At 68.1% G+C, this 21,708-nt stretch carries 19 protein-coding genes; 10 read left to right on the top strand and 9 right to left on the bottom strand.

The features are described 5' to 3' along the window. Positions 1–5 precede the first annotated feature (5 nt). The 6 genes from PBN85_RS14470 to PBN85_RS14445 all read left to right on the top strand — a co-directional run bounded on the left by PBN85_RS14470 (position 6) and on the right by PBN85_RS14445 (position 8,583). The gene (locus tag PBN85_RS14470; protein ID WP_271299442.1) at positions 6–2,000 is read left to right on the top strand and encodes a protein-disulfide reductase DsbD family protein; all 1,995 of its coding nucleotides are present in this window, start codon (positions 6–8) and stop codon (positions 1,998–2,000) included. Positions 2,001–2,120: 120 nt separating this feature from the next. Then, positions 2,121–3,626 carry a circularly permuted type 2 ATP-grasp protein gene (locus PBN85_RS14465; protein ID WP_271299441.1) on the top strand — a complete coding sequence of 502 codons (1,506 nt, stop codon included), beginning with the start codon at positions 2,121–2,123 and terminating at the stop codon, positions 3,624–3,626. Beyond that, positions 3,626–4,561: an alpha-E domain-containing protein gene (locus tag PBN85_RS14460; RefSeq protein WP_037533922.1), complete on the top strand. Its 936-nt coding sequence runs from the start codon at positions 3,626–3,628 to the stop codon at positions 4,559–4,561. The genes PBN85_RS14465 and PBN85_RS14460 overlap by 1 nt, the downstream gene beginning before the upstream one ends. Beyond that, a complete protein-coding gene (locus PBN85_RS14455; RefSeq protein ID WP_271299440.1) occupies positions 4,561–5,361 on the top strand; it encodes a transglutaminase family protein in 801 nt (266 codons plus the stop codon). The genes PBN85_RS14460 and PBN85_RS14455 overlap by 1 nt, the downstream gene beginning before the upstream one ends. An 86-nt stretch (positions 5,362–5,447) precedes the next feature. Continuing rightward, positions 5,448–7,535, top strand: coding sequence for a catalase (locus PBN85_RS14450; protein ID WP_271299439.1), 2,088 nt, complete (start codon positions 5,448–5,450; stop codon positions 7,533–7,535). Between the two features lie 70 nt (positions 7,536–7,605). Further along, positions 7,606–8,583, top strand: a complete 978-nt coding sequence (locus tag PBN85_RS14445) for a cell wall hydrolase (protein ID WP_271299438.1) — start codon at positions 7,606–7,608, stop codon at positions 8,581–8,583. Between the two features lie 6 nt (positions 8,584–8,589). On the opposite strand, the gene PBN85_RS14440 is transcribed toward PBN85_RS14445, so the two are convergent. Beyond that, entirely contained in the window at positions 8,590–9,354 is a 765-nt protein-coding gene (locus tag PBN85_RS14440) for an arginyltransferase (RefSeq protein WP_037533924.1), read from the bottom strand. Positions 9,355–9,577: 223 nt separating this feature from the next. Here PBN85_RS14440 and PBN85_RS14435 point away from each other — a divergent pair, with 223 nt between their 5' ends. After that, complete coding sequence (locus tag PBN85_RS14435) at positions 9,578–9,820, top strand: hypothetical protein (RefSeq protein ID WP_271299437.1); 243 nt, start codon at positions 9,578–9,580, stop codon at positions 9,818–9,820. A gap of 256 nt (positions 9,821–10,076) precedes the next feature. Here PBN85_RS14435 and PBN85_RS14430 read toward each other — a convergent pair whose 3' ends face one another. After that, complete coding sequence (locus PBN85_RS14430) at positions 10,077–11,315, bottom strand: threonine ammonia-lyase (RefSeq protein WP_037533895.1); 1,239 nt, start codon at positions 11,313–11,315, stop codon at positions 10,077–10,079. 55 nt (positions 11,316–11,370) lie between these two features. Here PBN85_RS14430 and PBN85_RS14425 point away from each other — a divergent pair, with 55 nt between their 5' ends. After that, on the top strand, positions 11,371–13,050 hold the full coding sequence (locus tag PBN85_RS14425) for an amidohydrolase (RefSeq protein WP_271299436.1): 1,680 nt from the start codon (positions 11,371–11,373) through the stop codon (positions 13,048–13,050). Position 13,051: 1 nt separating this feature from the next. Here PBN85_RS14425 and PBN85_RS14420 read toward each other — a convergent pair whose 3' ends face one another. The 3 genes from PBN85_RS14420 to PBN85_RS14410 form a co-directional block, all read right to left on the bottom strand. Beyond that, positions 13,052–13,231: a hypothetical protein gene (locus PBN85_RS14420; protein WP_271299435.1), complete on the bottom strand. Its 180-nt coding sequence runs from the start codon at positions 13,229–13,231 to the stop codon at positions 13,052–13,054. Between the two features lie 199 nt (positions 13,232–13,430). Further along, positions 13,431–14,126, bottom strand: coding sequence for a response regulator transcription factor CtrA (gene ctrA / locus PBN85_RS14415; protein ID WP_037533896.1), 696 nt, complete (start codon positions 14,124–14,126; stop codon positions 13,431–13,433). Positions 14,127–14,257: 131 nt separating this feature from the next. Continuing rightward, complete coding sequence (locus PBN85_RS14410; RefSeq protein ID WP_037533897.1) at positions 14,258–15,358, bottom strand: AI-2E family transporter; 1,101 nt, start codon at positions 15,356–15,358, stop codon at positions 14,258–14,260. A gap of 216 nt (positions 15,359–15,574) precedes the next feature. Here PBN85_RS14410 and PBN85_RS14405 point away from each other — a divergent pair, with 216 nt between their 5' ends. Then, the gene (locus PBN85_RS14405) at positions 15,575–16,432 is read left to right on the top strand and encodes a fumarylacetoacetate hydrolase family protein (protein WP_271299434.1); all 858 of its coding nucleotides are present in this window, start codon (positions 15,575–15,577) and stop codon (positions 16,430–16,432) included. 33 nt (positions 16,433–16,465) lie between these two features. Here PBN85_RS14405 and PBN85_RS14400 read toward each other — a convergent pair whose 3' ends face one another. The 3 genes from PBN85_RS14400 to PBN85_RS14390 all read right to left on the bottom strand — a co-directional run bounded on the left by PBN85_RS14400 (position 16,466) and on the right by PBN85_RS14390 (position 18,366). Continuing rightward, positions 16,466–16,627 (bottom strand): hypothetical protein, encoded by a 162-nt coding sequence (locus PBN85_RS14400; RefSeq protein WP_200870394.1) that lies wholly within the window; start codon positions 16,625–16,627, stop codon positions 16,466–16,468. An 85-nt stretch (positions 16,628–16,712) separates the two neighbouring features. After that, the gene (locus PBN85_RS14395) at positions 16,713–17,627 is read right to left on the bottom strand and encodes a sensor histidine kinase (RefSeq protein ID WP_271299433.1); all 915 of its coding nucleotides are present in this window, start codon (positions 17,625–17,627) and stop codon (positions 16,713–16,715) included. Then, a complete protein-coding gene (locus tag PBN85_RS14390) occupies positions 17,614–18,366 on the bottom strand; it encodes a Crp/Fnr family transcriptional regulator (protein WP_271299432.1) in 753 nt (250 codons plus the stop codon). Before PBN85_RS14390 ends, PBN85_RS14395 begins: the two co-directional genes overlap by 14 nt. Before the next feature lie 98 nt (positions 18,367–18,464). On the opposite strand from PBN85_RS14390, the gene PBN85_RS14385 reads away from it, so the two are divergent. Further along, positions 18,465–18,851 carry a response regulator gene (locus tag PBN85_RS14385; RefSeq protein WP_271299431.1) on the top strand — a complete coding sequence of 129 codons (387 nt, stop codon included), beginning with the start codon at positions 18,465–18,467 and terminating at the stop codon, positions 18,849–18,851. Between the two features lie 415 nt (positions 18,852–19,266). Here the strand turns inward: PBN85_RS14385 and pnp are convergent, their stop codons facing one another. Beyond that, complete coding sequence (gene pnp / locus PBN85_RS14380; protein WP_271299430.1) at positions 19,267–21,642, bottom strand: polyribonucleotide nucleotidyltransferase; 2,376 nt, start codon at positions 21,640–21,642, stop codon at positions 19,267–19,269. Positions 21,643–21,708: the final 66 nt, after the last annotated feature.

Genomic DNA, 21,708 nt, shown 5'->3' with positions numbered 1-21,708 from the left:
AAGTGATGCGCGCGCTGTGTTGCGTGTTGATGACGCTGGCGCTGTTCTGGACGGGGGCGGCGCATGCCGATCTCGCGCCGGCGGACGGGCCGAAACATCTGGCGATGCGACTCGTCGCCGACAGCGACGCGCCGCGTGCCGGGCAGAGCGTGACGCTGGCGATCGACACGCGGCCGGCGCCGGGCTGGCACGGCTATTGGCGCAATCCCGGCGATGCCGGCTTCGCCCCGGCGTTCGACTGGACGCTGCCCAAGGGCGCCAGCCTCGGCGGCGAGGTGCAATGGCCGGTGCCGACGACGTTGCTCGTCGCCGGGCTGATGAACTACGTCTATGAAGCGCCCTATGCGCCGCTGGTCAGCCTGCGCGTGCCGGCGGGTCTTGCGAAGGGCACGCCGCTGCCGATCAAGCTTGCGATCAACTATCTCGTCTGCACCAATGCGATCTGCGTGCCCGAGCAGCAGACGCTCGGCCTCGACCTCGTCGTCGGCGACGGGGCGCCCGCGCATGGCGCGGACTTCGACCGCTGGCGCGCCGCCATCCCCAAGCCGCTCGACGCGGCGGGGACCTATCAGGTCAAGGACGGCGCGCTCGTTATCGCCGTACCGCTGCCGGCGGCGGCGAAGGTGGACAAGGCCGCCTTCTTCCCGTTCGGGCCGGACATGATCACCTATGCCGCGCCGCAGACGGTGACGCGCGACGGCGACCGGCTGCTGATCGCCACCAAGGGCGCGCCCAAGGGGCCGATCACGGGCGTGCTGCGCATCGGACCCGATCTCGGCCTCAGCATCCATGCGACGGCGGGGACGGTGGCGCAGGCGAGCGATCGCAGCGGCTGGGCGGCGGCGCTGCTCGCCTTCGCCGGGGCGGTGCTCGGCGGGCTGATCCTCAACGTCATGCCCTGCGTCTTCCCGATCCTCAGCCTCAAGGCGCTGCATCTCGCCCGCGGCGGCGAGGACGAGCGCGCGGCGCGGATCGATGCGCTCGGCTATCTGCTGGGTACGGTGCTGATGTGCGTTGCGCTCGGCGGGCTGATCCTGGCTTTGCGCGCCGGCGGTTCGGTGGTCGGCTGGGCGTTCCAGTTGCAGGACCCGCGCATCGTCGTGCTGCTGATCGCGTTGACCTTCGCGATCACGCTCAACCTCGCCGGGCGGTTCGAGATCCCGGTGCCGCAATTCGCCAGCCATGGCGGCGCGGCGGGATCGGTGGCGACGGGAGCGCTCGCCGCCTTCGTCGCGACGCCGTGCAGCGGGCCGTTCATGGGCGCGGCGCTCGGCGCAGCGCTGGTGCTGCCGTGGCCGGCGGCGCTGGCGGTGTTCGCCGGGCTGGGGATCGGGCTGGCGCTGCCCTTCCTCGCGATCGGCTTCGTGCCGGCGCTGCGGCGGCGGCTGCCGCGGCCGGGGCTGTGGATGGAGCGGTTCCGCCGCATCCTCGCGGTGCCGATGGCGCTGACCGTGCTGGCGCTGCTGTGGCTGGCGTGGCGGCAGGCGGGGACGATGGGACTGGCGATCGGCATCGCGACGATGGTGGTCACCGGCCTCGTCCTGTCGCTCGGCGGCGCACGGCAGCGGCGCGGTGCCGGCTTCGGCTGGGCGCTGGCGCTCGCCGCCTTGCTGCTCCCCGCCGGCCTCGCCGCGGCGCTGACCGGCGGCGCGGCCAAGCCCGCCGCGGTCGGCGGCGATGCGTTCAGCGAGGCGCGACTCGCCGCGCTGCGCCGACAGGGGCGGCCGGTGTTCGCTTATTTCACCGCCGACTGGTGCCTGTCGTGCAAGGTCAACGAAGCCTCGTCGATCGACACCGCGGCGACGCGCGCCGCTTTCGCAAAGCACAAGGTCGCGGTGCTGGTCGGCGACTGGACCGACGGCGATCCCGCGCTCGGCCGCTTCATCCAGGCGCACAATCGCGCCGGGGTGCCGCTCTACCTCTATTACGCACCGGGGGCGGCGGAGCCACGCGTCCTGCCGCAGGTGCTGACGCCGGGCATGCTGACCGCCCTGCGGTGATCGCCATCGGTCTCGGAACGGAGCGGATTTAGGCGGTTACTTCCGTCGTAAGCCTCTTGTGCGACGCAGCGATTGCCCGCAGCATGGAACCGGCAGGCGGAGGAGGGCTTTACCGTTCCGATGGGGAAACGACCGGCGTTCGATGAGATCATGGGGATGTCCGGCGAGGCGCCGCCGCGTCCCGCGCTCGCCGCGCTCGGTCGCTGGCTCGACCAGACCCCGGACGACGAACTGCGCCGCCGTCAGGAGGCGGCGGAAACGACCTTCCGCCAGCTCGGCATCACCTTCGCCGTTTATGGCGACAGCGATACCCGCGAGCGGATCATCCCGTTCGATATCGTCCCGCGCGTCTTCCTCGCCGACGAATGGGCACGGCTGTCCGAAGGGCTGGTGCAGCGCGTCGAGGCGATCAACGCCTTCCTCGACGATATCTACGGCGAGCGCCGCATCCTGGCCGAAGGCGTGCTGCCGCCCGACCTGATCCTCGGCAATCCGCAGTTCCGCCCGGAGATCGCCGGGATGCGCCCGCCGCACGGCATCTGGGCGCATATCTGCGGCATCGACCTGGTGCGCACCGGCCCCGACGAATTCTTCGTGCTCGAGGACAATGCGCGCACGCCGTCGGGCGTCAGCTATATGCTCGAAAACCGCGAGGCGATGGTGCGGCTGTGCCCCGAGCTGTTCCGCGAATACCGCGTCGAGCCGGTCGACAGCTATCCCGACCGGCTGCTCGCGACGATGAAATCGGTGGCACCGCCGGGCGGGCGCGGCGGGTCGGCGGGGCCGGTCTGCGTCGTGCTGACGCCGGGTCATTACAATTCCGCTTATTACGAACACAGCTTCCTCGCCGATTCGATGGGGATCGAGCTGGTCGAGGCGGCCGATCTCGTCGTCGACGACGATTACGTCTGGATGCGCACGATCGCCGGGCGGGTGCGCGTCGACGTCATCTATCGCCGGGTCGACGACGATTATCTCGACCCGCTCGTCTTCCGCGCCGATTCGATGCTCGGCGTGCCGGGGCTGATCGCCGCTTATGCCGCGGGCAATGTCGCGATCATCAACGCGCCCGGCAACGGCATCGCCGACGACAAGGCGATCTACAGCTATATGCCCGAGATCGTCCGCTTCTATTCGGGCGGCGAGGCGAAGCTGCCCAATGTCGAGACGTGGCGCTGCCGCGAGCCGCAGGCGCTGCGCTACGTGCTCGACCATCTCGACGAGCTGGTGGTCAAGCTGGTCGACGGATCGGGCGGCTACGGCATGCTGGTCGGCCCGACCGCGAGCCGCGCCGAGATCGACGCCTTCCGCGCCGCGCTGATCGCCGAGCCGCATCGCTATATCGCGCAGCCGACGCTGGCGCTGTCGACCGTACCGACGCTCGCCGACAGCGGGCTCAGCCCGCGCCACGTCGACTTCCGCCCGTTCGTGCTGACCGGATCGAACGGCGTGCAGGTGGTGCCCGGCGGGCTGACGCGGGTGGCTCTCAAGCAAGGATCGCTGGTCGTCAATTCGAGCCAGGGCGGCGGCACCAAGGACAGTTTCGTGCTGATGGCGGAGCCTGCGGGGCAGTCGCAGACCCAGACGATGGGCGGGATGACGCAGCGGCAGGGAGGCGGCGCATGATGCTCTCGCGCACCGCGTCGTCGCTCTACTGGCTCGGCCGCTATATCGAGCGCGCGGATTTCTACGCGCGGCTGATCGAGGCGACGGTGCGGCTCGACGTGATGTCGTCGCGCCCCGCGGGCGAGGTCGCCTGGTCGTCGGCGCTGGCGGTGACCGATACCGAGGCGGACTTTGCGGCGTTCGGCGGCGAGTTGACGCAGACCGACGTGGTGCGCTTCCTCGCGCTCGACACGCGGCACGGCGGCTCGGTGATCCGCTGCCTCGACCGCGCGCGCACCAACGCCAAGGCGGTGCGCACTGCGTTGAGCCGCGAGGCGTGGACCGCGATCAACCGCGCCTGGCTGGTGTTCGAGAACCGCCGCCAGATCGGCGAGACGCAGGCGACGCTCAGCCTGGTCGAGGCGGTGAAGAACGAGACGCGCGGTTTCGAGGGCGCGGTGCACCAGATGCTGCGCAATCAGGCGCATTGGTTCATCCGGCTGGGGCAAGCCGTGGAGCGCGCCGACAACACCGCGCGGCTGCTCGACGTCAAATATCATATCCTGCTCCCCGCCGGCGAGACGGTCGGCGGCGTCGTCGATCGCGATCAATGGACGACGATCCTGCAGACGGTGTCGGCGGTGACCGCCTATCGCTGGCTCTATTCGGACGGGCTGGTCCCCGCCAACGTCATCGACCTGCTGATCGCCAGCCGCGACCTGCCGCGCAGCCTGATGGCCTCGGCGGACACGACGGTCGAGCTGCTCGGCCTGCTCGCCGAACGCACCGGCAGCCATGGCGAGGCCGACCGGATGGCGCGGATGCGCGCGACGCGGCTCGGCAAGACCCGCTCGGGCGAGGTCATCGCCAGCGGCCTGCACCAATATCTGCAAGCCTTCATCCGCGAGAACGGCCAGCTGCACGAAGCGATCGGCCGCCAGTTCCGGTTCGGCTGATGCGCCTGTCGATCGATCACCGTACCGTCTACCGCTTCAGCGAGCCGCAGAGCCGGCTGGTGCAGATGCTGCGCATGACGCCCGAGAACAGCCACGACCAGACGGTGGCGCGCTGGCGGATCGACGTCGATTGCGACGTCAAGATGCGGCGCGGGCGCGACGGTTTCGGCAATGCGATCACGATGCTCTACGCCGAGGGGCCGATCGCCGACATCGAGATCGCGGTGCGCGGCGAGGTGCTGACCAGCCATTCCGACGGCGTGGTGCGCGGCGTGTCAGAAGCGCTGCCGCCCGCCGTCTTTCTGCGCGCGACCGAGGCGACGCCGCGCGATCCGGCGATCGCCGCCTTCGCCGCCGAAATCACCGCCGCGGCGGATGGCGTCGTCGGCATGCTGCACGGGCTCAACTGCGCGATCCACGCGCGCTTCACCGCCGACCGCGCGCGGCCGGAGCCGGGGCTGAGCGCCGCGGCGGCCTTCGACCGACCGACCGCGACGTCGCGCGATCTTGCGCAGATCTTCGCGGTGGCGGCGCGGTCGCTCGGCGTGCCGGCGCGCTACGTCACCGGCTACAGCATCGTCGAGGGCGCGACGCGGCCGACCCCGCACGGCTGGGCGGAGGCCTTCGTCGAAGGGCTCGGCTGGGTCGGCTTCGATCCCTTCACCGGCCGCTCGCCGCAGGAGGAGAGCGTCCGCGTCGCCGCGGCGCTCGATGCGGCGGGCGCGGCACCGGTGGCGGGATCGCGGCTCGGCGAGGGCGAGGAGGAACTCGACGTCGCGGTCACCGTATCCGCCCAGTAGGGCATTAAACTCGGTGTCACGAAGGCACCGACTTCGATCAGCTTCGTTGAGTGAGCGCAGATCCCTGCGAAGCGAGATTTCCGATCATGACCGATACCCTGGCCCGCAACCCCGGCAACGGCGGCGAGACGCATCAGACCACCGACGCCGACCATCCGGTGCTCACCACCAATCACGGCACGCCGATCAGCGACAACCAGAACCAGCTGAAAGCCGGTGCGCGCGGCCCGGTGCTGCTCGAGGATGAGGTCTATCGCGAGAAGATCAACCATTTCGATCACGAGCGCATTCCGGAGCGGATCGTCCATGCGCGCGGTTCGGCGGCGCACGGCTATTTCGAATGTACCGAAAGCCTCGCCGACATCACCGTCGCCGACCTGTTCCAGAAGAAGGGCCAGCGCACCGAGGTGTTCACCCGCTTCTCGACCGTCGCGGGTGGCGCGGGATCGGTCGACACGCCGCGCGACGTGCGCGGCTTCGCGGTCAAATTCTACACGCGCGAAGGCAATTGGGACCTGGTCGGCAACAACATCCCGGTCTTCTTCATCCAGGATGCGATCAAATTCCCCGATCTGATCCATGCCGCCAAGATGGAGGCCGACCGCGGCTATCCGCAGGCGGCGACCGCGCATGACACCTTCTGGGACTTCATCAGCCTGATGCCCGAGGCGACGCACATGATCATGTGGGCGATGTCGGACCGCACGCTGCCGCGCACCTTCGCCAATATGGAAGGTTTCGGCGTCCACACCTTCCGCTTCATCAACGCCGAGGGCAAGAGCACCTTCGTCAAGTTCCACTGGAAGCCGCGCGCCGGCCTCGCCTCGACGATCTGGGACGAGACGGTGAAGATCGCCGGTGCCGATCCCGACTTCCAGCGCCGCGACCTGTTCGAGCGGATCGAGCGCGGCGATTACCCGACCTGGGATCTCGGCGTGCAATTGTTCGACGAGGACTTCGCCAACAGCCAGCCCTATGACGTCCTCGACGCGACCAAGATCATCCCCGAGGAAGTCCTGCCGGTGAAGATCGTCGGCAAGATGGTGCTCGATCGCTATCCCGACAATTACTTCGCCGAGACGGAGCAGGCGGCGTTCGTGCCGAGCCATGTCGTACCGGGCATCGGCTTCTCCAACGATCCGTTGTTGCAGGGGCGGCTGTTCAGCTACACCGACACGCAATTGTCGCGTCTCGGCTCGGTCAACTTCCACCAGTTGCCGATCAACGCCGCCAAGGGCCGCGAGGCGGCGACAGGCTGTCCTTTCCTCAACCAGCAGCGCGACGGCCACATGCAGATGGCGGTGCCCAAGGGACGCGCCAACTACGAGCCCAACAGCCTCGCCAAGGCAGGGGAAGAGGCGGGCGCGCGCGAAGACCCGGCCAAGGGCTACAAGACCTTCCCGTCGGAGGAGCAGGGACAGAAGCTGCGTATCCGCCCCGAGAGCTTCGCCGATCATTACAGCCAGGCGCGGCTGTTCTTCCGCTCGATGGATACGGCGGAACAGGCGCATATCGCATCGGCGCTGGTGTTCGAACTGTCGAAGGTCAGCCTCGACCATATCCGCACCGCGATGCTCGCCAACCTGCGCAACGTCGATGAGGATCTTGCGACGCGCGTCGCCGAGGGACTGGCGATGGATCTGCCGGACGCCGCCCCGACCGCCGCGCCGGTGCTCGACATGGCGGTGTCGCCGGCGTTGCGCATCATCCGCGGGCCGCTCGAAAAGCATACGCTCGAGGGGCGCACCGTGGGCATCCTGATCGCCGACGGCAGCGATGCGGCGGCGCTCGCCACGCTCAAGGATGCGGTCAAGGCGGCCGGTGGTCATGCGATAACGATCGCGCCCAAGGTCGGCAAGGTGCCGCTCTCCGACGGATCGACGATCGCCGCCGATGCGCAATTGTTCGGCCAGCCTTCGGTGACGGTCGATGCCTGCGCGGTGATCCTGTCCGACGCGGCGGCGGCCAAGCTCGTCAAGGAAGGCGCGGCGGTCCAGTGGGTGATGGACGCCTTCGGTCACCTCAAGGCGATCGGCGCGAACGAGGCGGCCAAGCCGCTGCTCGACAAGGCGGGCGTCGAGGCGGACGAGGGCGTCACCGATCTCGCCGGCTTCGTCGAGGCGGCGAAGCAGCGCTATTGGGATCGCGAGGCGAAGGTGCGCACGCTGGCGTAACGGCCCCGGGCGGCAGCCCCGGCTGCCGCCATTAACCCTATCATAAGCCGCCCGCTCTACCCGTCATACGGTGAGCGGGCGGCATATCTCTTTCTTCGGGCAGGCATTCATGGGGCTGACGCTGCTCGTCACCTCGTCCTGCATGCCCTCCGGCAACGATGCGACGCGGGTCGCGCAGGCGGTGCCGGCGCCGAGCCCGCGCCAGTTGCTGCGCGCGCTCGCGCTCGACACCCCCGGTCTCGACGGTCTGCCCGATACGCTGCGCGCCTCGCTCGCCGCGGAAGACGACGGTGCGGCGAATCCGCAGGCCGCGCCCGCCTTCCTCGCCCAGGCGGCGAGCGCGGAGGATGCGGCGCGCGCCAGCGGCTGCCTGACCGCCGCGGTCTATTACGAGGCGCGCTCCGAACCGCTCGACGGTCAGCGCGCGGTCGCCCAGGTGGTGCTCAACCGGGTGCGCGACCGGGCTTTCCCGCACAGCGTCTGCGGCGTCGTCTTCCAGGGTTCGAACCGGCGCACCGGTTGCCAATTCTCCTTCACCTGCGACGGATCGATGGCCTATCGCCGCGAACCCGGTGCGTGGGCGCGGGCGCGCGCGGTCGCCGAGGCGGCGCTCGCCGGCAGCGTCTATGCGCCGATCGGTGGGGCGACCTTCTATCACACCAGCGCAATCCTGCCGTGGTGGGCATCGAGCCTTGCGCGGATCGGCTCGGTCGGCGCGCACATCTTCTACCGCTGGCGCGGCGCGATGGAGGGGGCGTTGAGCTTCCGCGCCGCTTATGCCGGCGTCGAGCCGCTCGCGGCGCCGTCGGAGCCGGTCGCGCAGACCGCGGCGCTCTATCGCGACAGCGGCGAGGATGGCGGCGTCACCGTCCATCGCGGGCAGCTCGCCGCGATCGTCCGCCCCGATCCGCCGGCCGGCACCGCCATTGCCGTCGCGGCGCCGCGAATGACCGTTACCGCGGGCGTGCGCGTCCATCTCGGCAGCGTCGCGCCGACGCGCGTCGTCACCGAGGGCGCGACGGTCGGCGAGGAAAGCGATCCCGGCTGAGCGGCGTCACACCGCGGCGGCGAGATCCGCGTCGCTGAGCGGCCGCCAGCCGTTCGGCCCGAGCATCTCCAGCGGGCGATAGCGCGTCTTGTACGCCATCCGCGCCGAGCCCTTCACCCAATAGCCGAGATAGACGTAGGGCAGTCCCGATTCGCGCGCGCGCATGATGTGATCCATGATGATCACGTTGCCGAGGCCCGGGCGACCGTCGCCGCCTTCGGTATCCGCGGCGAAGAAGCTGTAGATCATCGACAGGCCGTCCGCCTGCCGGTCGGTGAGGCAGGCGCCGACCAGTTCGCCGCGCGACCCGTCGGCGGTGCGGGTGCGATATTCGACGATCATCGAATTGACCGGCGAATGTTCGATCATGTCGGCGTAATCGTCCTCGTCCATCCCGGCCATGCCGCCGCCGGGGTGGCGCGCGGCGAGGTAGCGGCGCAGCAGCTGGAACTGTTCGTCGGTCGCCCACGGCCGGCAGATCGCGATGTCGAGATCGGCATTGCGGCGCAGCAGCTTGCGCTGGCTGGCATTGGGCGTGAACGCCTGGGTGACGATACGGACCGAGACGCAGGCGGTGCAGCCTGCGCACGACGGACGATAGGCGACCCCCTGCGAGCGACGGAAGCCGATCCGGCTCAGCGCGTCGTTGAGTTCGCTGGCATGCGGGCCGCTCAATTCGGTGAACACCTTGCGTTCCTGCCGCCCGGGCAGATACGGGCAGGGTGCGGGCGTCGTGACGAAGAAGCGCGGAAAACGGAATGGCGCAGTCACCGCCGGCAATCTCCTGGGAACGTCACGCGCGAAGCGGTACCACCCGACCTATGAAAGAAGCGTGCCGCCTTGCAAAGTGGCTTTCCGGTCGGAAACGGTTAATTTGCGGCTAATTGTCTTTTCGTGCGTTGGCTTGCCGTCAGATCAAGTCAATGTTGCACCGCAGGAACAAAGTTGGTAACCGCTCGTTCCCGGTATCCAATCCGCTTGGAGTTTTCTGTTTATGTCGAAGTTTGCTGGTCCGCTCGCCGCCCTGGCGATGATTGCCGCCCCGGTCGCTGCTAGCGCCGCTCCTGCCAACCCCGCCGCGTCGCTGTCGGTTGCCAAGTCGGTCCGCGCCAGCGCGCCGTCGGCGAAGAAGAGCGACCTGGCTGGTGGCGGTCTGCTCGCCGCGCTGATCGTCGCTGGCGTGGTCGCGATCGGCGTCGTCGCCGTCGTGCAGGACGACAACGCCGACAGCAACTAAGCTTCGGCTTATGCTTTCGAACGGGGGCTGCGCCACGGCGCGGCCCCCGTTTTTGCGTCCGGTGTCTTGGCGGTGCCAGCATAACCGCGCCGGCGGGAATCCCGTGGCCGAGCAGGACAACCGCTCATGGCAAGAATACTGAACTCCCGCCTTCGCCGGAGCACTGATACTTCGCGCAGCGCCGAATAAGGGCAGGGCTTGGTCGGGCGATCGGTCCAAAGGACGTCCATCGCTTCCCGACGGGGGCCCCGCCGGCCTACGCCTGCTCGATCATGCTCGTCTCGAACCCGCCTTCGCGCAGCGCCGCGATCAGCCGGTCGAGGTGCGGGCGGTCGCGGGTTTCGCATTCGATCTCGGTGAACAGGCCCTTGGCCGGCAGCGAGGTGAAGATGCGCTGGTGATAGACTTCGATGATGTTGACGCGCTGCGCGTCGAAGATGCGAGCGACGTGGAACAGCGCGCCCGGCTGGTCCTGGAGGCGCACGCGCAGGCGTGCCAGCCGCCCCGACCGGGCGAGGTCGCGCAGCAGCACGTTGGCAAGCAGCCGCGTGTCGATATTGCCGCCGCACAGGATGATACCGACGGTCCGCCCGCGGAACCGCTCGGGATAGGCCATCAGCGCGGCGAGCCCCGCGGCGCCGGCGCCCTCGACCACCGTCTTCTCGATCTGGAGCAGCAGGCTGACCGCCTCTTCGAGGTTGCGCTCGCCGACCAGCACGATGTCGTCGACCAGCTCGGCGACCATCCGCGCGGTGATCCCGCCCGGCTCCTTGACCGCAATCCCCTCGGCGAGCGTATCGCCGGCGCAGGGCAGGCTGGTGCCGCGGATGCGATTGTACATCGACGGGAACAGTTCGGCCTGCACGCCGACCACCTCGATCGGGTGATCGGCCGCACGCGCGACGATCGCGGTGCCCGAGATCAGCCCGCCGCCGCCGATCGGGATCAGCAGCGTATCGAGCGTCGGCACGTCCTCCAGCATCTCCGCCGCGGCGGTGCCCTGGCCGGCGATGACGCGCGGATCGTCGAACGGGTGGACGAAGGTGAAGTCGCGCTCCGCCTCGAGCACGCGGGCATGGGCGTAGGCGGCGTCGAACGTCTCGCCCTCCAGCACCACCGTCGCCTTATGGCCTTCCGTCTGCATCACCTTCACCGTCGGCGTGGTGCGCGGCATGACGATCGTCGCCGGAATGCCGAGCCGGTTGGCGTGATAGGCGAGGCCCTGCGCGTGATTGCCCGCCGAGGCGGCGATGACGCCCTTGGCGCGCGCCTCCGGCGACAGCTGCAACAGCGTGTTGAGCGCGCCACGCTCCTTGTACGCCGCAGTGAACTGCAGATTCTCGAACTTGAGGTAGACGTTGGCGCCGGTCATCTCGCTCAGCGTACGGCTGATCAGCGTCGGCGTGCGGACGATCTTGTCGCGGATGCGGGCATGGGCGGCGCGGACGTCGTCGATCGATACGGGCAGCGCGGCGGCGGCAGGGTTCGTGGCCATATCGGTCCCGCTAGACCATCTGGTGCAGCGGGGGAACAGCGCTTATGCGCACGGCATGGCACGACGGCTTTTCAGCACCTTCGCCGGGACGGCGATCACGACCCTCACGCTGGCGGCGGCGCTGCTGCCCGGAGTCGCCGCGGCGGACGGGCTGGTCGACAACGTCAACGGCATGACGCTCGACAAGGACGGCAAGGTCGTCCGCTTCCAGGCGATGCTGGTCACGCCCGACGGCCATGTCGCGCGGCTGCTCAGCGCCAAGGACAAGCGGCCCGACAAGCTCGACTGGCGTGCCGATTTCAAGGGCAAGACCTTGCTGCCCGGCATGATCGACGCGCACGGCCACGTCATGGAACTGGGCTTCCGCGCGCTCGAACTCGATCTGTCGGAGACGAAGAGCCTCGCCGAGGCGCAGGCGAAGATCGCCGATTATGCCCGCGCCAATCCGGATCGCGCCTGGATCATCGGCGGCGGCTGGAACCAAGAGGCGTGGAATCTCGGCCGCTTCCCGACCGCTGCCGAGCTCGACGCGGCGGTGCCCGACCGGCCGGTCTGGCTCGCCCGCGCCGACGGCCATGCGAGCTGGGGCAATAGCGCCGCGCTCAAGGCGGCGGGCGTCACCGCCAAGAGCGTCTCGCCCGCAGGCGGGCGGATCGAAAAGGGGACAGGGGGCCAGCCCGCGGGCGTGTTCGTCGACGCCGCGCAGGCGCTCGTCGCCAAGGTGGTGCCGCAGCCGCTCGGCAAGGATCGCAACGCCGCCTTCCTCAAGGCGCAGACGATCCTGCTCGGTTACGGCGTCACCGCCACCGCCGACATGGGCACGACCATCGAGGACTGGCTGACCTATCGCCGCATCGGCGATCTCGGCGGCCTGCGCGTGCGGATCATGAGCTACGGCATGGGCGTCGACACGACGGTGCAGATCGGCGGCACCGGGCCGACGCCGTGGCTGTACGGCGACCGGCTCAAGCTGGTCGGCGTCAAGCTCTATGCCGATGGCGCGCTGGGTTCGCGGGGGGCGTGGCTCAAGGCGCCCTATGCCGATGCGCCGGGCCAGTCGGGCGCGGGCTTCATGAGCGACACGGTGCTGCGCAACCTGATGAGCCGCGCAGCGATGGACGGCTATCAGGTCGCGGTCCACGCGATCGGCGACCGCGCCAATGCCGAGGTGCTCGATGCGATCGACGAGATGGCGCAGACCTACAAGGGCGACCGGCGCTGGCGGGTCGAACATGCGCAGATCGTCGATCCCGTCGATCTGCCGCGCTTCGGCCGCTACGGCACGATCGCGTCGATGCAGCCGACGCACGAGACCAGCGACCGGACGATGGCGGAGGCGCGGCTCGGCGCGGCGCGGCTGACCGGGGCCTATGCCTGGGCGTCGATGCTGCGCAACGGTGCCAAGCTCGCCTTCGGGTCGGACTATCCGGTCGAGCGGCCCGATCCCTGGGCAGGCTGGGCGGCGGCCTTTACCCGCCAGGGTGCCGACGGTCAGCCGTCGGGGGGCTGGCGGCCCGAAGAGGCGGTGACGCGCGAACAGGCGTGGTGGGCCTTCACCGGCGGCGCGGCCTATGCCGGTTTCGCCGAGGACCGGATCGGCCGGCTCGCCCCCGGGCTCGACGCGGACTTCGTCATCGTCGATCAGGACCCGCTGCTCGCCTCCCCCGCCGACCTGCGCGCGACGCGCGTGCAGGAAACCTGGGTCGGCGGGCGGAAGGTCTGGGAGCGCAAGTAGCTCAGCCGTTGGGCGCGGTGTCGGCGGCGTCGATCAGCTCGATCGCGTGGGCGAGGTGCGCGGCGGCGATCTGAGACGAGAAGGTCGGCATGGTGTCCAGCAGTTGCAGGGCGTCTGCAATCAGGGCGCGGGCAGTTGCCGTTGCCAGATCATTCTGCTGATTCAAGTCATTCGTCATCATCGGCCTCGTCGTACTGCGACTCCTTTATTATCTCGTCTCATAAGGTGGCGTTAATAACCAGTAAGTATTTATAGCTGATTTGGATCAGGCCGATCCGTGATGGCAAGTATAGTGAGCGGTGTGCGCACAAGTAACAATAAGGCCGCGGCATCGGGGGATGCCGCGGCCTTTCATAGTAGACCGAACAGACGAACGGGCGTCAGGCGACCGCGCCGATCTCCTCGGGCTCGCGCAGGACGTAGCCGCGGCCCCATACCGTCTCGATATAATTCTCGCCGTCGCAGGCCAGGCTGAGCTTCTTGCGCAACTTGCAGATAAAGACGTCGATGATCTTCAATTCCGGCTCGTCCATGCCGCCGTACAGGTGATTGAGGAACATTTCCTTGGTCAGCGTGGTGCCCTTGCGCAGCGAGAGCAGCTCGAGCATCGCATATTCCTTGCCGGTCAGATGGACACGGCTGCCATCGACCTCGACCGTCTTGGCGTCGAGATTGACCGCGAGCTTGCCGGTGCGGATGACCGACTGGCTGTGGCCCTTCGAGCGGCGGACGACGGCGTGGATGCGCGCGATCAGTTCTTCGCGGTGGAACGGCTTGGTGACGTAATCGTCGGCGCCGAAGCCGAAGCTGCGCACCTTCGAATCCATTTCGTTGATCCCCGACAGGATCAGTACCGGCGTCGCGACCCGCGCGACGCGCAGCTTCTTGAGCACGTCATAGCCGTGCATGTCGGGCAGGTTGAGGTCGAGCAGGATGATGTCGTAATCGTACAGCTTGCCCAGATCGAGGCCTTCCTCGCCCAGATCGGTGGTGTAGACGTTGAACCCTTCCGTGCCGAGCATCAGCTCGATCGCCTTGGCGGTGGTGGGCTCGTCTTCGATCAACAGCACTCGCATCGCATCAACCCCTGTTGGTCCGACCCTGAGCACCCCTGCTGCACGGCGCGACCCGATTCCATTAACCAAAGAACATCTGAAGGCAAAAGGTTAATTAGGATTTAATCCAGCGCGCTGAACGGTGCGGATAGTTAATCTTTTTTAGCTTCCTCGTCGGGATCGGTTGGCGTCAGGTCCGGTCCGAGCAGCGTCTGGTGGCGGCTGCGCGGAATGTCCTCGCCGAGCACCTCGCGCAGGTAGAGGCTGCGGACGAGGGTGAAGATCACCACCAGCAGCGCCGCCGAGAAGAACAGGCCGAAGATGCCGAAGATCACGCCGATGCCGATGATTGCGAAGACGGTGATCGCCGGCGGGATCGAGATGACGCGGGCCTGCACATAGGGCGTGATGAAATTGGTCTGGATCAGCCGCACCACCGCATAGGTGACGAGCGTGCCGATCAGCGGCCCGGTCCCCTGCGTCGCGGCGAGGCCGAGCGCTGGCACCATCGCCGCGGTCGGGCCGATATAGGGAATGAACTCCGACAGGCCGGCGAGCAGCCCCAGCGCCGCGGCCGACGGCACGCCAGAAATCCACAGGCCGATGCCGACCAATATCCCCATGCTCGTCATCAGGATCAGCGACGAGCGCAGCCACAACCGCAAGGTCGAGCCGACGTCGAACAGCGCATCCTCGATCGCCGGACGCTTGCCGCGCGGGATTAGGAACAGGAAGCCGCGCTGGTAGATGCCGGGATCGGCGGCGAAGAAGGCGGCGCCGACGAGCAGCAGCAGGCTGTTGAGCACCAGTTCGCCGCCGCCCTGGAGCAGGCCGCTGACGTCCTGCGCGGCACGCGACCCGGCATAGGCCTGCTGCACCGCGTCGACCAGCTTGGCGCCGACCGGACTGCGCGACGCCCAGGCGGCGAGCTGGTCGAGCAGGCTGGGCAATTGCGTCACCAGCACGTTGACCTGTTCGCGGAACTGGACGCCGAACAGCCAGACGAGGAAGCCGACGATGCCGAAGGCGGTGGCGATGCCCAGGCCGACCGACGCCTTCTCGGGAACGCGCAGATGATCGCGGTACAGATCGGCAATCGCGTGAATGGCGATCGCGCCGAGCATCGACCCGAAGGCGAGGATGAGCAGATTGCCCGCCTTGAACAGCGCCGCGGCGACCGCGGCGATGATCAGGATATAGACCAGCCGCCGGATGAAGCGGCTGTCGGCAGCGTCGGGGGCAAGGCGGTTCATGCGGGCGGACGGGCAGGGGAGGGTACGCAGGCGGCAATGGTCACGTACGCATCTCCTTGGGGCCGCATCGACCTGTGCGCGGCTAAACGTCCGATTCCGCGATTTGGCCGCATGTCCTGGCGTGTACGCTTCCGTCGCGCAGGGTAGGGCTGTACGGACCCTGTCGCCGCTGCCCCGATCGGGGATATCCCTGCACGCTTGCGAAAGACCGATGATATGAAATTCTGCCGCTTCGGCCAGCCCGGCCAGGAACAGCCCGGCCTCATCGACGATACGGGCCGCATCCGCGACCTGTCCGCGCTGGTCGGCGACATCACCGTCGATACGCTCGCCACGGTGCGGGCCGCCGATGTCGCCAGCCTGCCGGTGGTCGAGGGGACGCCGCGCTATGGCGTGCCGGTCAAGGGCATCGGCAAGATCGTCGCGATCGGGCTCAACTATCGCGACCATGCGATCGAATCGAACCTGCCGATCCCGACCGAGCCGATGATGTTCCAGAAGCCGCTGTCGAGCCTGTCGGGTCCCTATGACGACGTCATGCTGCCGCGCGATTCGACGCATAGCGACTGGGAGGTCGAACTGGGCGTGATCATCGGCAAGACCTGCCGCTACGTCAGCGAGGACGAGGCGCTCGACAAGGTCGCCGGCTATGTGCTGGTCAACGACGTGTCGGAGCGGTTCAACCAGAAGCAGCGCGGCTCGCAATGGTCGAAGGGCAAGGGGCATGACACCTTCTGCCCGGTCGGCCCGTGGCTGGTGACGCCCGACGAGGTCGGCGACGCGCAGGCGCTCGACATGTATCTCGACGTCAACGGCGAGCGGATGCAGACCGGCAATACCCGGACGATGATCTTCGATCTCAAGCAGCTGATCGCCTATGTCAGCGAATATATCACACTCTATCCGGGCGATCTGCTGATCACCGGGACGCCGCCGGGCGTCGGCGAGGGCAAGAAGCCCGAGGCGGTCTATCTCAAGGCCGGCGACGTGATCGAACTAGGCGTCGAGCGGCTCGGCACGCAGCGCCAGCAGGTCGTCGCGTGGCGGCAGCTCGGCGACGCGCCGCTCGCCTGACCGGCGCGTGCGGGGCGGCTGCGGCCGCCCCGTTCAGGGCGCTGCGGGGTTGCCCGAATCCAGCTCGGCGATCAGCCGCGCATAGCGTTTCGCCATCTCGCGATGGACCCGTCGCGCATCAGGCGTGGCGCTGCGATCCGCAAGGCGCCGCTCCTGCTCGGCGCGACGTTGGTAGAAAGCGATATCGGCGGCCATCATCGCTCGCGTCCCCGCATGCCATCCGCCGACTCACCCGCGGGCCGGCGGTAACCATCTGCATATTAGCAGCTTTTTCGATCGCTTACGCGGGCTTTATCGACGCATGAGGCGCGGCGAGCGGCAGCCGTATCCGGCAGGTCATGCCGCGCGCGCCGAAGGTGAGCGTCACCTCGGCATCGATCTCATAGGCCAGCGCGCGGGTGAGCAGTTCGAGACCGAAGCCCTCGCGCGCGGGCGGGCAGGCGCCGTCGCGGCTCGTCTCGTTCCAGTCCAGGCGCAGCTGCGCGTCGGGCGCCTCCTCGACCGTCCAGCGTACCGCCAGCGTGCCATCATCGCGGCTCAGCGCGCCATGCTGGACCGCATTGTCGGTCAGCTCGTGCAGCGCGAGGCCGAATTGTTCGGCGAGCTGCGGCGGCAGCCGCACCTCGGGGCCGCCATAATCGACCCGCCCGCCGAGCTGATGCGCAAGCAAGGCGTCGACCAGCAAGGTCTCGAGATCGACGCCACGGTCGCCTGCGCCCATGATCTGGCTCTGCGTCCGCGCCACTGCGGCGAGCCGGCCGTCGAAGCGATAGCGATAGTCGTCGATCGTCTCGCTGGTCTCGGCGGTGCGCCGCGCGATCGAGCGGATGATCGCCAGCGTGTTGCGCACCCGGTGATGGAGCGTGTAGCGGCGGCGCCGTTCGCTCGCGAGGCCGTCGCACAGATCGGTGACGTCGACCGCGACGCCCTGCCATCCGTCCGCATCGGGCACGCCGCTCAACCGCAGCCAACGATAGGCCTCTGCCGGCGCGAGTCGCACGCGCACGTCGGCGCTGAACAGCGCCAGACCGGCAGCGCGGCGCCATTGCGCGCCGAGCCGGTCGTAATCGTCGGGATGGACGCTGACCGCATCGTCGGCCGCGCGGAGAAAGCGCAGCGCCGCGCCGTCCGCCGCCGCATGCCAGGCCAGAGGGGCGATCGGATCGGCAGCGGCGGCGGGATCACCCAAGGGCATCGAGATGCCGTCCTTCGTGGTCGAGGTGGAGATAGGCCGGATTGAACATCGCGACATCGCACAGACCGTCAAGATCAAGTGCCTCGAATTCGCGTCCTTTCCAGCGGATCAACTGGCGCGAGCGCAACTCCTGCACCATCCGGTTGACATGCACCGGCGTCATGCCGGTCGCCTCGGCGAGATCGGTCTGGGTCAGCGGGATTTCGCAGCGCAGCCCGTCGATCATCCCGACCGCGCGCAGGCGGAAGATCAGCTCGCAGAACAGGTGCGACAGGCGTTCGAGCGCGTCGCGCTGGCCGAGATTGACCGTCCATTCGCGCTGGATCGCCGCGGTGGTCAGCGAATCCCACCACAGGGCCTGATGGACGCGCGGTCCGAGCGCCGCCAGATCGTCGATCTGGTCGCGGGTCAGTTCGACATAGCGGACCTGGGTCAGCGCGCCGATCGAATGATCCATTTTGCGCAGGATCGAGCCGTGGATGTCACACAGATCGCCGGGCAGATGGAGGGCGATGATCTGGCGGCGGCCGTCTTCAAGCGTCTTGTAGCGGAACGCCCAGCCCTCGAGGATCAGCGGCACGCCGCGCGGCCGATCGCCTTCGCGGATCAGATCGCGGCGCTGGCGGGCGACGAGCGCCGATCCGCCGCAGGCCGTATTGATCGCATTCCGCTCCTCGGGCGAGAAGACGGTGAAATGTCGTAACCGGGCGAGCAGGCGGTGAGCGGGCGGGGCAGACATGGTGCGACCTGACAGCATTTGTCGCGCCTGCTCGTTCACCCATGTTAACGCCAACCATTACTGAGGCTTTATCCCGCGATTTAGCAAGGAGTAGCGCAATGACGTCAGGGATATCGCCGCTCGTCGGCAAGGCGGTGCTCGTCGTCGAGGACGAATATATGATCGCCGACGACCTCGCGCGCGAGTTGCGCGGCGCCGGCGCGCATGTCGTCGGGCCGGCGGCATCGCTGCCGCAGGCGATGCGGCTGAGCGACGCGGGGGCGCTCGACCTAGCGATTCTCGACATCAACCTGCGCGAGATGCTCGTCTATCCGCTGATCGACGCACTGCTCGCCGCGGGCGTGAAGGTCCTGCTGACCAGCGGCTATGACGAGGCGATGATCCTCGACCGCTATCACGATCTGCCGCGCTGCGAGAAACCGGTGACCACCGAACGCCTGCGCCGCGCGGCGGAGGCGTTGTTCGACGAGGCGGCGCGCGGGTAGGGCGGCGGTCGGCCGCGCTGGGTTTCCGAGCGGCGAACCCGGCAATGGCCTGGCGCCGTGTATCTGCTTGAGCCTGACCCATGCCGGTGCTCCCCGCAGGCCGGAGCGCAGGGTTGCGTCGCGCCGCCAGCCGTCGCTCTTTGTGGCAGTGGAATCCCGCCGGCGTGGGAACGGTGGTGCTTCTACGCGCTTTTGCCACCTTCGCGCAGAGACCGATCGCGTGCGCATAGGGATGCGCTGCTCCGCCAGCAGCGTCCACGGTGGCGCCGGGCGCCCCTCCCGCTCGGCGTTCCCCGCAGTGTCAGACGTCGGAGTTTGCCCGACCGTGGAGCGGCTGGGATGAGGCCTCAATCCCCATAACAAAAGGGGCCCGGCATCGCTGCCGGACCCCTTCGTGTCACGAGGACGCGATCGATCAGTCGCGATCGCCGGTCAGGAACGCCGGCGCGAACGCGGGCGCGGGGCCGTCGTCGTTGCCGCCGTTGCGCGGGCCGCGGTCACCGCCCTCGCCGCGGGGGCCACGATCGCCGCCGTCGCGACGCGGTCCGCGCCCGCCGCCGTCACGGCCGCTGCCGTCGCGGCGCGGACCACGACCACCGCCGTCCCGATCGCCGCCGCCGCTGCGCGGTCCGCGCGGACCACGATCACCGCCTTCGCGCGGTTCGCGGGCCGGACGCGTGTCCTCCAGCTCGGCGCCGGTTTCCTGGTCGACGACACGCATCGACAGGCGGACCTTGCCGCGCGGATCGATCTCGAGGACCTTGACCTTGACCGCCTGGCCCTCGGACAGGACGTCGGACACCTTCTCGACGCGCTCGTTCTTGATCTCCGAGACGTGGACCAGACCGTCCTTGCCGCCCATGAAGTTCACGAAGGCGCCGAAATCGACGAGGTTGACGACCTTGCCGTCATAGACCTTGCCGACTTCCGCTTCCTCGACGAGGCCCTTGATCCACTTCACCGCCGCATCGATCTGCGCCGGATCGGACGAGGAGACCTTGATGACGCCCTCGTCGTCGATGTCGACCTTGGCGCCGGTCTGCGCGACGATCTCGCGGATCACCTTGCCGCCGGTGCCGATCACTTCGCGGATCTTCGACTTGTCGATCGAGAAGGTCTCGATGCGCGGCGCATGCGCCGACAGCTCCGAGCGGGTCTCGCCCAGCGCCTTGGCCATTTCGCCGAGGATGTGTGCGCGACCCTCGTGCGCCTGCGCCAGCGCGACCTTCATGATCTCTTCGGTGATGCCGGAGATCTTGATGTCCATCTGCAGCGCGGTGATGCCCTCGCTGGTGCCGGCGACCTTGAAGTCCATGTCGCCGAGGTGATCCTCGTCGCCCAGGATGTCCGACAGGACGGCGAAGTCCTTGCCTTCGAGGATCAGGCCCATCGCGATGCCCGACACCGGGCGCTTGAGCGGCACGCCCGCGTCCATCATCGACAGCGAACCGCCGCACACCGTCGCCATCGACGACGAGCCGTTGCTCTCCGTGATGTCGCTGGTTACGCGGATCGTGTAGGGGAATTCCTCCTTGGTGGGCAGCACCGGGTGCAGCGCGCGCCAGGCGAGCTTGCCGTGACCGACTTCGCGACGGCCCGGCGCGCCGAAGCGGCCGACTTCGCCGACCGAGTAGGGCGGGAAGTTATAGTGGAGCATGAAGTTCTGGTACGACAGGCCGTTGAGGCCGTCGATCATCTGCTCCGCGTCGCGGGTGCCGAGCGTGGTCGTCGCGATCGTCTGCGTCTCGCCGCGGGTGAACAGCGCCGAGCCGTGCGCGCGCGGCAGGAAGTGGACTTCCGCCTCGATCGGACGGACCGTCTTGGTGTCGCGGCCGTCGATGCGGCGACCGGTCTTGAGGATCGCGGTGCGGACGATGTCCGCCTCCAGCTTCTTCACCAGCTTGAGGCTGGCGAGATAGGCCTGCGGATCGCTGTCCTTGAGGTCGGCCATACCGTCGCGCGCCTTGGTGCGCGCCTCGTTGATCGCGGTCTGCCGCTGCTGCTTGTCGGTCAGCTTGTACGCCGCCTCGAGGTCCTTGCCGATCAGCTTCTTGAGCTTGGCCTTCACCGCCGAGCTGTCGGCCTGCACCTTCAGCTCCCACGGATCCTTGGCGGCCTGTTCGGCGAGATCGATGATCGCGTTGATGACGTCCTGCGACGCCTTGTGCGCGAACATCACGGCGCCGAGCATGACCTCTTCCGAAAGCTCCTTGGCTTCCGATTCGACCATCATCACCGCGTCATGCGTGGCGGCGACCATCAGGTCGAGCTCGCCCTCGACGACCTTGGCGTCGGACGGGTTGAGGATATATTCGCCGTCCTGATAGCCGACGCGCGCCGCGCCGATCGGGCCCATGAAGGGCACGCCCGACAGCGTCATCGCGGCCGAGGCGGCGATCATCGCCAGCAGATCGGGCTCATTCTCGCCGTCATAGCTGAGCACCTGCGCGATGCAGTTGATCTCGTTGTAGAAGCCTTCGGGGAACAGCGGGCGGATCGGGCGATCGATCAGGCGGCTGACCAACGTCTCACGCTCGGTCGCGCCGCGCTCGCGCTTGAAGAAGCCGCCGGGGATGCGGCCGCTGGCGGAGAACTTTTCCTGGTAATGGACGGTGAGCGGGAAGAAGTCCTGCCCTTCCTTGACCGACTTGGCGGCGGTGACCGCGCAGAGCACGACCGTCTCGCCGAGCGTCGCGATCACCGCGCCGTCGGCTTGACGGGCAACCTTGCCCGTTTCGAGGGTCAGCGTCTGGCCGCCCCACTCGATCGATACCTTCTTGGCATTGAACATGTATTTTCCTTCACTCCGGCGGGCAGATCCCGGCCGGGGCCTATATCGCGGGCTAGCCGGCCCGCG

The sequence above is a fragment of the Sphingomonas sp. CV7422 genome (assembly GCF_027945725.1).
GTDB classification, from domain to species: Bacteria; Pseudomonadota; Alphaproteobacteria; order Sphingomonadales; family Sphingomonadaceae; genus Sphingomonas; species Sphingomonas kyungheensis.
This window is presented reverse-complemented; position numbering and strand designations above follow the sequence as displayed.